Raw genomic sequence first — 10,374 nt, forward strand, 5'->3', positions numbered from 1 at the left:
CCGCGCGGCAGCCCCTTCCAATGCTGCCGCGTTTCCATATCTAATCCTATGTAAGGCGGGTGGTTCGGCCCGCCGGGAGACAGCGGTCAATGGCCGAGCGAAAGCAAGGCGGACAGAATAACGGCGCGGGCTCTTCGGTGATCACGGAAGTGAAGCCGAAGACGCAAAAGCCCTCGCTTTACCGCGTATTGATCTTGAATGACGACTATACTCCCATGGAGTTCGTCGTTTACGTACTTGAACGTTTCTTCAACAAGTCGCGCGAAGATGCGACCCGGATCATGTTGCACGTTCATCAACATGGCGTCGGCGTTTGCGGCGTTTTCACCTACGAAGTTGCCGAGACCAAGGTCGCGCAAGTGATCGACTCGGCACGCAGGCATCAGCACCCCCTGCAGTGCACCATGGAAAAGGACTGAGGAGCCTCCCCTTGCCCTCTTTTTCGCGCCCACTTGAAGAATCCCTGCATCGCGCCGTCGCTTACGCCAATCAGCGCAAGCACGAGTACGCCACGCTTGAACACCTGCTGCTGTCGCTCACCGATGACGACGACGCGGCCGGCGTCATGCGGGCCTGCGATGTCGACCTCAACGCTCTGAAGAAGAGCCTCGTGAACTATCTCGACGTCGAACTGTCCTCTCTGGTGGTCGACGACGAAGACGACGCCAAGCCCACGGCGGGCTTCCAGCGCGTGATCCAGCGCGCTGTAATCCATGTGCAGTCCTCCGGTCGCGAAGAAGTGACCGGCGCCAACGTGCTGGTGGCGATCTTCTCCGAGCGCGAGAGCCACGCCGCCTACTTCCTGCAAGAGCAGGACATGACCCGCTACGACGCGGTGAACTTCATCGCCCACGGCATCGCCAAGAAGGCCGGAGCCTCCGAGCCCAAGCAAGCCAAGGGCGCGGCGGTCGAGGAAGACGTCGACAAGCCCAACGCCAAGACCGGCGGCGAGGCCCTCGAAGCCTATTGCGTCGACCTCAACGAAAAGGCCCGCCAGGGCAAGGTCGACCCGCTGATCGGCCGCGCGAACGAAGTCGAACGCGCGATCCAGATCCTGTGCCGCCGGACCAAGAACAACCCGCTTCTGGTGGGTGAACCCGGCGTCGGCAAGACCGCCATCGCCGAGGGCCTGGCCCGCAAGATCATCACCAACCAGGTCCCCGAAGTCCTGGCCGGCGCCACCATCTACTCGCTCGACATGGGCGCGCTGCTGGCCGGCACCCGCTATCGCGGCGACTTCGAGGAACGCGTCAAGCAGGTGGTCAAGGAACTGGAGAACCACCCCAACGCGGTGCTGTTCATCGACGAAATCCACACGGTGATCGGCGCGGGCGCCACCTCGGGCGGGGCCATGGACGCCTCCAACCTGCTGAAGCCCGCCTTGGCTTCGGGCTCGCTGCGCTGCATGGGTTCGACCACCTACAAGGAGTTCCGTCAGCACTTCGAGAAGGATCGGGCCCTGGTCCGTCGCTTCCAGAAGATCGACGTCAACGAACCGACGGTGGAAGACACCATCAAGATCCTCAAGGGCCTGAAGACCTACTACGAGGACTTCCACAAGCTGAAGTACACCAACGAGGCCCTCAAGGTCGCGGTGGAGCTGTCGGCCAAGTACATCACGGACCGCAAGCTGCCCGACAAGGCGATCGACGTGATCGACGAGGCGGGCGCGGGCCAGATGCTGCTGCCGGAAAGCCGTCGCAAGAAGGTCCTGGGCGTCAAGGAGATCGAGGCCGTGGTGGCCAAGATCGCCCGCATCCCGCCCAAATCCGTCAGCAAGTCGGACACCGAGTCCCTGCGCGAGCTGGAACGGGATCTGAAGGGCGCGGTGTTTGGTCAGGACGAAGCCCTGGCTCAGCTGTCCTCGGCCATGAAACTGGCCCGGGCCGGCCTGCGCGACCCGGAAAAGCCGATCGGCAGCTATCTGTTCAGCGGCCCGACCGGCGTCGGCAAGACCGAAGCCGCCAAGCAGCTCGCCTCGACCCTCGGGATCGAGATGATCCGCTTCGACATGTCGGAATACATGGAGCGCCACACCGTCAGCCGACTGATCGGGGCTCCCCCCGGCTATGTCGGCTACGATCAGGGCGGCCAGCTGACCGACGCCGTCGATCAGCACCCGCACGCCGTGGTGCTGCTAGACGAGATCGAGAAGGCGCACGCCGACGTCTACAACATCCTGCTCCAGGTCATGGACCATGGCGTGCTGACCGACAGCAACGGCAAGAAGGTCGACTTCAGGAACGTCATCCTGATCATGACCACCAATGCCGGCGCTTCGGACGCCCAGCGCCAGTCGATCGGTTTCGGCCGCGACAAGGTGGTCGGCGAGGAAGAGGCCGCCCTCAAGCGCCTGTTCACGCCGGAATTCCGCAACCGCCTCGACGCGGTGGTGGCGTTCAAGCCGCTGACGCCGGAGATCATCCGCCAGGTCGTGCAGAAGTTCGTCCTGCAGATGGAAGTCCAGCTGGCCGACCGGAACGTGACGATCTCCCTGACCGACGACGCGGCCGACTGGCTGGCCAAGAACGGCTTCGACGAGCTCTACGGCGCGCGCCCCCTGGCGCGGGTCATCCAGGAGCACATCAAGAAGCCGCTGGCCGACGACATCCTGTTCGGACGTCTGGTCCGCGGCGGTCACGTCAAGGTCGTGCTCAAGGACAGCAAGATCGACTTCGAGATCGAGAGCGCGCCTGAAAAACCAGGCAAGGCTCCCAAGGCCGAAGACGAAGCCGAACCGGCCCTGGCCGACTAGGCTCGATCGAGCAGACGAGACAGCGAGGGGCCCGGAGCGATCCGGGCCCTTTTGCTTTAGGGCCGCTCATCAAACTCGCGAAACACGACTGGACAAAACAGGAACACGCGCTTAGGCTGATCTCATGAACGTCGCTTTCGACACGCTCGGCGCAACAAAACGTCTCCGCGACGCGGGGCTGGAAGAGCGTGCGGCGGAGGCGATCGTGGAACTGGTGCAGTCGACCGCGCAGTTCCCAGACATCAGCGGCCTGGCCACGAAGGCCGATACGGCGACAAAGGCCGACCTCGCCAACATGGCGACTAAAGCCGATATCCGCGACATGGCGACCAAGGCTGACCTCGCCGAGCTGGCTCACGCGACCAAGATGGACATTCAAGCCCTGAAAGCGGACTTGGCMATAACCAAGACCCAGATCCTGGTCGAGTTGAACGACAAGCTCCGCGCTCAGAGCTTCGCCCTGATGGGCGGCGTGACGGCGATCGTCGGCCTGGCGACGGCGATCATCAAGCTGGGGTCCTAGCCACGGGCGGCAAAGCCCTCAAAGCCCTGCAGAGATCTTCTCCGCCGGCCCCCTCAGGTCCTCGACCTCCGCCATCCCTCGCCCCGCAGGCCCAGGTCTGGGTAACGGTCTCCAGTAGGCGCCAGCCTGGCTGGTCTTGCAGATCACCGGCGCGTCGACCTCGCCTAGCGAAGATAGCGCGCGCCCAGGGTGGTGAGGATCGTCACGGCGCCGGCTTCGTCCAGAACGTCGGGCGTGAAGGCCGTCAGGCCCGCCTTGGCCAGGACGCCCTGATCGGCCGCGACGATCTGGTGCTGGGCCATGTTCCAGTCGCGAAACAGCCGCCGGTCCGCCGCGCCCTGAGCGATGATGGCCAGGTCGGTGTGGCGCGCATCGCTTCGGATCCGCTCGAAGGTCGCCGTGATCTCGCCGGCCGGCCCCTCCAGCAGTTGCAGGAAGCGCCCCTCGCCAGTCACCAGAAAGCCAGTGATGGCGGCCAGGCGATTGTTGTGCATCGACTTGACGAGGATGGTTCGGACCAGCTCGGGAAAGCCGCGCCCCGCATCACGCGACCGGCTCGCATAGATCAGGCGCACCAGCCCCTTCGGCTCGTCGTCGAACTCCAACATGGACTGGCTGGCCCCAAAGCTACCGCTACCTTGAGCAATGCCCGGTCGCGCCAAAGGTTCAGCTTACAGCGCCGCCGAGATCTTCTCGGCCAGGGCCTTCAGGTCTTCGACATCGGCCATGCCCTCGCCGTGGCGTCCCAGAGCCTCGCCCTCGAAACGGGGGATGATGTGGAAATGCAGGTGGAAGATCGTCTGGCCGGCCGGCGCGCCGTTGAACTGGGTGACCACCACGCCGTCGGGCTTCAGGGCCGTGGTGACGGCCTGGGTCACCTTCTGCACGGCGCCGATCAGCCGCCCCAGGGTCTTGGTCTCGGCCTCCAGCAGGTTGCGGGCCTGGCTGGTCTTGGAGATCACCAGAACGTGGCCCTTCGCTTGCGGAAAGACATCCATGAAGGCCAGGACCTGGTCATCCTCGAACACCTTCACCGCCGGGACCTCGCCACGGATGATCTTGGCGAAGATGTTGTCGGCGTCGTAGCTTCCGTGAAGGCTCATGATCGTCTCCGGCGTGATCGAAACCGTACCTAGCAAACCGGGAGGGGCGCGCAAATGATCACGAGCCCGACACGGCGGGACATGTTGGCGGCGGCGACCGCCTTTGGCGTCGCTGGCCCAGCCTTGGCCGCGACTGAAACCCTGCATCGCGAAGCGCTGTTCACCACCTCGGACGACGGAGTCCGCCTGCACGTGCGCGAASTGCGGCCAGCCTCGGCGCGAGGCGCGCCGCTGATCCTGCTGCACGGCGCCCGCGCGCCCGGCGTCGCATCGTTCGACCTGCCGGTCGCCGGCGGCTCGCTGGCCGGCGATCTGGCCCAGCGCCTGAACCGCCGGATCTATGTGATGGACGCGCGCGGCTACGGCGGCTCGCAACGCCTCGCCGCCATGGACCGACCGCCCGAGGAAAGCCGCCCGCTGTCGCGCGCCTTCGAGGTGGTCCGCGACGTCGACGCCGTCCGCAAGCTGGCCGCCCAGCGGAGCGGCAGCGCGCGCGTCGGCCTGATCGGCTGGGCCACGGGCGGCATGTGGGCCGGGTTCTACGCGGCCCTGCGGCCCGAAACCGTCGCCGGCCTGGCGACGATCAACGCCCTCTACGGCGGCTCCGACGTCCACGCCATGCTCGGCCCAGGCTCGGGCGTCGCTCAGCCCGGCCAGCCCCGTCGCTTCGATCCGGCGACCGGCGGCTACGCGCTCTATCCGGCCGCGTCGCTGATGAGGGTCTGGGAGCGAAACATCCCGACCGAGAACAAGGACGAATGGCGCGATCCCGCCGTCGCCCAGGCCCTGGCGGCGGCCGTTCTGGTCTCCGATCCCGACAGCGGCAAGCACACGCCGCCGCAATTTCGCGCCCCGCTCGGCGCGTTGGAGGACAGCTTCCACCAGGCCTGCGGACGGCGGCTGTACGACGCCGGCTCGATCACCGCGCCCACCTTGCTGCTGCGCGCCGAGCACGACTTCTGGAGCCGTCCCGCCGACCTCGAGGCCTTCGCGGCCGATGCGGGCCGCTCGCCGTCGGTCAAGGCGGTGGCCCTGGCCGGCGCCACCCACTTCGTCCACCTCGACCGCCCCGAGCGCGGCCGCGATCGTCTGCTGACCGAACTCGCCGATCACTTCGGAGGACTCCGCGCATGACCGAGCACCTGACCGAACGCCAGAGGAAGTGGTTCGCCTCGGTCCGCGAGGGCCTGGAGCGCGAGACCGGCAAGAGCCTGGAGGATTGGGTCGCGATCGCCAGCGCCTGCCCCGAGACCAAACCCCGCGCCCAACTCGCATGGCTCAAGACCCATCATGGCCTGGGCCAGAACCGGGCCAGCTACATCCTGTCGGTGGCCTTCCCGTCCGAGCGCATGACCTGGGACAAGCCCGACGAGGCACGCGCGGCGCTGTGGACCGACCCGGCCTCGAAGGCGATCCTCGAAGCCCTGGAGGCGGCGGTCGCCGGCTTTGACGGCCTGGTCATCGGCCAGCGCAAGACCTACAGCGCCTGGTCGCGCGAATTCCAGTTCGCSGCCGCCAAGCCGGTCAAGGGCGGGACGGCGGTGCTGGGGCTGGCCGTGACGCCCGACGCCTCCCCTCGTCTGCTGGAGCCGAAGACCGAAAGCTGGTCCGAGCGCCTGAAAGCCAAGCTGCCCCTCGCCTCGCCGGCCGAGGTGGACGACGAGGTGCGAGCCCTGCTGAAGGCCGCTTTCGAACGATCCTGACGCGCCGAACGGAACACCCGTGCGCCGCCTTCGTTGGCTTAGGCCAATGGAGGAAGACGCATGTCCAACGAAGCCGAACTCGTCGCCAAGTTCTGGAAATCCCTGAAGTCCGACCGCACGGCCATGGTGGGTCTGGTTGGCGTCGAGGGCGACCGCGCCCAACCCCTGACCGCCCAGATCGAGGACGACGACGGCGGTCCGATCTGGTTCTTCACCTCGTCGGAGAGCGACCTGGTGTCCGCCCTGGCCAGCCACAAGAAGTCGGTCCTGCACTTCGTTTCGAAGGGCCATGACCTGTTCGCCTCGGTCGAGGGCGACCTGGCCGTCGACACCGATCGCGCGACGATCGAGCGTCTGTGGAATCCCTTCGTCGCCGCCTGGTTCGAGGGCAAGGACGACCCCAAGATCCGCCTGCTGCGCTTCGACGCCGGGCACGCCCAGATCTGGCTCAACGAGAACAGCCTGTTCGCCGGCCTGAAGATGCTGCTGGGGAAGGACCCCAAGAAGGACTACGCCGACAAGGTCGCCGAGACCAAGCTGAGCTAGACCCTACGACCCGGCGGCGCGGCGTCCCGCGTCGCCGCCCTGGGCGGCCTCAACCCTCGTGGCGAAAGGGCGAGAACTCGTCGGTCAGCATCGCCATTTCGGCGTCGACCGCCTCGCGTTCGCGCTCCAGATATCGGGCGACGGGTTCGCGCAGGGCCGGGTCGGCGATCCAGTGGGCCGAATAGACCGGGCTGGGCAGATAGCCGCGGGCGATCTTGTGCTGCCCCTGGGCCCCCGCCTCGACGCGCGGCAGGCCCAGGCGAATGCCGTGCTCGATGGCCTGGTAGTAGCAGAGCTCGAAATGCAGGAACGGCACGTCCTCGGCGCAGCCCCAGTGGCGGCCATAGAGACAGTCCGCCCCGATCAGGTTCAACGCCCCGGCGATCCATGGGCCGCCCGGTCGACGCGCCAGGATCAGCAGCACCTTGTCGGCCATCCGCTCACCCAGCAGCGAATAGAACGCCCGGTTCAGATAGGGCCGGCCCCACTTGCGGCCGCCGGTGTCCATGTAGAAGCCGAAGAAGGCGTCCCAGTGGTCCTCGGTCAGCTGGTCGCCGGTCAGGGCGACGATCTCCAGTCCGGCCTGGGCGTCGCGGCGCTCGCGGCGGATGGTCTTGCGGCGGTTGGACGACAGGGCCGCCAGGAAGTCGTCGAAGCTCGCATAGCCCTGATTGAACCAGTGATACTGCTGGTCCTGGCGGCGCAGCAGGCCGCGCTCGCCCATCCAGTCCCACTCGTCGGCTCTGGGGAAGGTCACATGCAGCGACGAGGCGTGCAGGCGGTCGCACAGGGTCAGGGCTCCGCCCAGCAGCGCCGAGCGGCCGTCGTCGACATCGATGCCGGGCCGGACGATCAGCCGAGGCCCGGTGACCGGCGAGAACGGCGCCGAGCACTGGAGCTTGGGATAGTAGCGCCCGCCGGCCCGCTCATAGGCGTCGGCCCAGCTATGGTCGAAGACGTATTCGCCCTGGCTGTGGGACTTCAGATAGAGCGGCATGACCGCCGCCACGCGGCCGGTCTCGTCCTCGACCGACAGGTGCTGCGGCGACCAGCCCGTGCGCTCGACCGCGCAGCCGCTCTCTTCCAGGGCGTTCAGGAAGTCGAAACTGACGAAGGGATCGCCGTGCGGCGCCGCGCAGGCGTCCCAGGCGTCGCGACCGATCTCGGCGATGCGGCGGTGAACGCGCACCTCCGCCTTGACGGCTGTCACGCGGCGAAGCCCTCGAAGATCAGGTTGTCGCAATGGTCGCGGACGCTGTCCCACTGCTCGGCCGAGCGCACGGTCCAGGCGATGATCGGCATGCCCTTGGCGCGATAGAGATCGGCCCGGGCGCTCGGCAGCATGTCCAGGCCCAGGGCCAGGAAGTCCGGCCGGGCGATCTCCACCTGCTCGAGGTTGGCCAGCGACTTGCGCAGTTCCGGGGCCAGCTTGCGGGCGTTCTCGTCGGCCCAATTGTAGCTGTCCAGGCCGCGCAGGATCTGCGGCTGGTGCTCGGCGAACCAGGCGTGGGAATAGGGATTGAAGCCGATCACGGCGGTCGGGCCGTTGTGATCGAGCAGGATCTCGCTGACCTGCTTCTCCAGCTCGCCGACCTCGCCGAACGGGGTCTTCAGCTCGATATAGACCATGGCCCGATGGCCGATCAGGGTCAGGGCGTCGGCCAGTGTCGGGATGGTCTCGTCCGTGCCCGACAGCGTCAGTTGGCCAAGGTCCGCGGCGGTGTGGTCGCGCAGCTTGCCCGACGCGCCCGTCAGGCGCTCCAGGTGGTCGTCATGGAACACCACGACGTGGTTGTCGGCCGTCAGCTGGACGTCCAGCTCGATCGCATAGCCCCCGGCGCAGGCGGCCTGGAAGGCGGCCAGCGAGTTCTCGGGCGCGCCGTCAGGCGACCACAGGCCCCGATGCGCCACCGCGGGTTCGAACAAGCGCTCCCACGCCTCGCCGAACACCTCGGTTCCGGGGCGGGGCCGCGCACGCATCAGGCCACCTCGACCACGGCGTCGACCTCGACCGAAAAGCCCAGCGGCAGCTTGTAGACGCCCACCGCCGAACGGGCGTGGCGGCCGGCGTCGCCGAACACCTCGACCATCAGGTCCGAGCAGCCGTTGATGACCTTGGGAATGTCGATGAAGTCCTGGCTGACCTGGACGAAACCGCCCAGCTTGACCACGCGCTTGACGCGGTCGAGGTCGCCGGTGGCGGCCTTCATCTGGGCCAGCAGGTTGATGCCGCACAGGCGCGCGCCCTGCTGGGCGGTCTCCAGATCGACGTCGGTCCCGACCGTGCCCTTGAGGCCGCCGTTGGCGTCGWGCGAGATCTGGCCGGAGATGTGGATCAGGTTCCCCGTCTGGACGAAGGGCACATAGTTGGCGACCGGCGCGACCGGTTGCGGCAGCACGATCCCAAGTTCAGCCAGACGCTGTTCGACCTTCGACATCACACACTCCAGAAACCTGGAAGCATGCTTAGCGCGGCGGGATGACAGGACAAGAAAAAAGGCCCGAACCGTTGCCGGGTCGGGCCTTCAATCTGTTTGGAAAACTGTTCGGCCCTCGGAAGAGCCGGTCGCCTTAGCGGGCGGCTTGCAGCTTTTCGACGGTGGCCGAAACGCGCTCGTTCAGCGGCTTGACCGAGTCCTTGATCGAGGCCGAGACGATCTCCGAGGCCTTGCTGACCTGGGCGATGTAGGCTTCCAGAGCCGACTTGGCCCAGGCGGTCTGCAGCTCGACGGCTTCCTGAACGCTCTTGGCGCCGGCCAGCGACTTGGCGGCGGCGACCTGGTCTTCGGCGGCCTTCTTCGAATAGGCGAAGGTCTGGGCGCCCAGGGCTTCGGCGCCCTTGGTGGCGGCGGTCACCGAAGCGACGACGGCTTCCAGGTTCTTCTTGGAATGGGTGTTGGCCTCGGCCAGAGCGGCCAGGGACTTCTCGACGCCGTCCTTGAACGCTTGGTTCGAGGCGGTGCTGAATTGCTCGACGGTGTTCTTCACGGTTTCGGCGGCGGCCATGCGGGGAGCTCCTGGCAATTGCGGGGCATGGCGGCGGACAAGCGGATCCGGACCATGCGTTGGGACAACGTCGGTGTCTCATGTTGCAGTGCAGCAGTCAAGAATTTTGTGCAGCGCACCATAACGTAACGTAAACGCGTGTTTTCGCCCGGCGCGCGAGATCGAAGCTTCGCCGCAACGCCTTGAATTTATCCATGTCTGCGGCGAAATCGCTCACCAGTTGTTTACCTTAGAGAAACACCACAAGCCGCATGCTAAGGTCACGCGTGTGGCGGTGCGGAACCGCTCAGTTCAGATGACGGACGCATTTCCCATGTTCGCCAAGCTTACTTCCGTCCGCTCCGCTCTCGCCGCCCTGGGCCTCGCCGGCGCCATGCTGTGCGGCCTGGCCGCGCCGACGCTGGCCTCGGCGCAGATCCCCTATCTGCAGATGAACAGCGCCGAGCCGAAATACTCGGCCATCGTCATCGACGCCAATTCGGGCGAAATGCTCTACGACAAAAGGGCCGACAGCCCGCGCTATCCGGCCTCGGTCACCAAGGTCATGACGCTGTACCTCACCTTCGAGGCGCTCAGCGAAGGCCGCCTGAAGCTGACCGACCGCGTGCCGATCACGCCCCGCGCCGCCGCCCAGGCGCCCACCAAGCTGGGCCTTCCGGTCGGCGACAGCGTCAGCGTCGACGAAGCGATCCGCGCCATGACCGTGAAGTCGGCCAACGACATCGCCGTGGCCATGGC

General features: G+C 66.5%; 13 protein-coding genes. 7 read left to right on the forward strand and 6 right to left on the reverse strand.

Annotated features, from left to right (window positions below; genetic code table 11):
- The first annotated feature begins 89 nt into the window (after positions 1–89).
- From clpS to AC1DZ6_RS10370, 3 genes are all read left to right on the forward strand, one after another.
- Positions 90–419 (forward strand): ATP-dependent Clp protease adapter ClpS, encoded by a 330-nt coding sequence (clpS, locus tag AC1DZ6_RS10360; RefSeq protein WP_007672483.1) that lies wholly within the window; start codon positions 90–92, stop codon positions 417–419.
- Positions 420–430: 11 nt separating this feature from the next.
- Positions 431–2,755: an ATP-dependent Clp protease ATP-binding subunit ClpA gene (gene clpA / locus AC1DZ6_RS10365; protein WP_477097099.1), complete on the forward strand. Its 2,325-nt coding sequence runs from the start codon at positions 431–433 to the stop codon at positions 2,753–2,755.
- A gap of 124 nt (positions 2,756–2,879) precedes the next feature.
- Positions 2,880–3,278, forward strand: coding sequence for a hypothetical protein (locus AC1DZ6_RS10370; protein WP_477097100.1), 399 nt, complete (start codon positions 2,880–2,882; stop codon positions 3,276–3,278).
- A 164-nt stretch (positions 3,279–3,442) separates the two neighbouring features.
- Here the strand turns inward: AC1DZ6_RS10370 and AC1DZ6_RS10375 are convergent, their stop codons facing one another.
- Both AC1DZ6_RS10375 and AC1DZ6_RS10380 read right to left on the reverse strand, forming a co-directional pair.
- Complete coding sequence (locus AC1DZ6_RS10375) at positions 3,443–3,886, reverse strand: BLUF domain-containing protein (protein ID WP_477097101.1); 444 nt, start codon at positions 3,884–3,886, stop codon at positions 3,443–3,445.
- 63 nt (positions 3,887–3,949) lie between these two features.
- Entirely contained in the window at positions 3,950–4,381 is a 432-nt protein-coding gene (locus AC1DZ6_RS10380) for an HIT family protein (protein WP_477097102.1), read from the reverse strand.
- A 54-nt stretch (positions 4,382–4,435) separates the two neighbouring features.
- On the opposite strand from AC1DZ6_RS10380, the gene AC1DZ6_RS10385 reads away from it, so the two are divergent.
- Genes AC1DZ6_RS10385 through AC1DZ6_RS10395 form a run of 3 tightly spaced genes read left to right on the forward strand, consistent with a single transcriptional unit; the run spans position 4,436 to position 6,630 of the window.
- Positions 4,436–5,515, forward strand: coding sequence for an alpha/beta fold hydrolase (locus tag AC1DZ6_RS10385; protein WP_477097103.1), 1,080 nt, complete (start codon positions 4,436–4,438; stop codon positions 5,513–5,515).
- Entirely contained in the window at positions 5,512–6,084 is a 573-nt protein-coding gene (locus AC1DZ6_RS10390) for a DUF4287 domain-containing protein (protein ID WP_477097104.1), read from the forward strand. Before AC1DZ6_RS10385 ends, AC1DZ6_RS10390 begins: the two co-directional genes overlap by 4 nt.
- 60 nt (positions 6,085–6,144) lie before the next feature.
- Complete coding sequence (locus AC1DZ6_RS10395) at positions 6,145–6,630, forward strand: pyridoxamine 5'-phosphate oxidase family protein (protein ID WP_477097105.1); 486 nt, start codon at positions 6,145–6,147, stop codon at positions 6,628–6,630.
- A 49-nt stretch (positions 6,631–6,679) separates the two neighbouring features.
- Here AC1DZ6_RS10395 and AC1DZ6_RS10400 read toward each other — a convergent pair whose 3' ends face one another.
- The 4 genes from AC1DZ6_RS10400 to AC1DZ6_RS10415 all read right to left on the reverse strand — a co-directional run bounded on the left by AC1DZ6_RS10400 (position 6,680) and on the right by AC1DZ6_RS10415 (position 9,636).
- Complete coding sequence (locus AC1DZ6_RS10400; protein ID WP_477097106.1) at positions 6,680–7,840, reverse strand: GNAT family N-acetyltransferase; 1,161 nt, start codon at positions 7,838–7,840, stop codon at positions 6,680–6,682.
- A complete protein-coding gene (locus AC1DZ6_RS10405; RefSeq protein WP_477097107.1) occupies positions 7,837–8,610 on the reverse strand; it encodes a glycerophosphodiester phosphodiesterase in 774 nt (257 codons plus the stop codon). The genes AC1DZ6_RS10400 and AC1DZ6_RS10405 overlap by 4 nt, the downstream gene beginning before the upstream one ends.
- Positions 8,610–9,068, reverse strand: a complete 459-nt coding sequence (locus tag AC1DZ6_RS10410) for a RidA family protein (RefSeq protein WP_477097108.1) — start codon at positions 9,066–9,068, stop codon at positions 8,610–8,612. Before AC1DZ6_RS10410 ends, AC1DZ6_RS10405 begins: the two co-directional genes overlap by 1 nt.
- 133 nt (positions 9,069–9,201) lie before the next feature.
- Entirely contained in the window at positions 9,202–9,636 is a 435-nt protein-coding gene (locus AC1DZ6_RS10415; protein WP_477097109.1) for a phasin family protein, read from the reverse strand.
- Between the two features lie 313 nt (positions 9,637–9,949).
- Between AC1DZ6_RS10415 and AC1DZ6_RS10420 the strand changes: the two genes are divergently transcribed.
- Positions 9,950–10,374, forward strand: a 425-nt coding sequence (locus AC1DZ6_RS10420; protein WP_477097110.1) for a D-alanyl-D-alanine carboxypeptidase family protein, incomplete at its 3' end; no start/stop codon positions are given.

The sequence above is a fragment of the Caulobacter sp. P1_B12_2 genome, assembly GCF_056406675.1.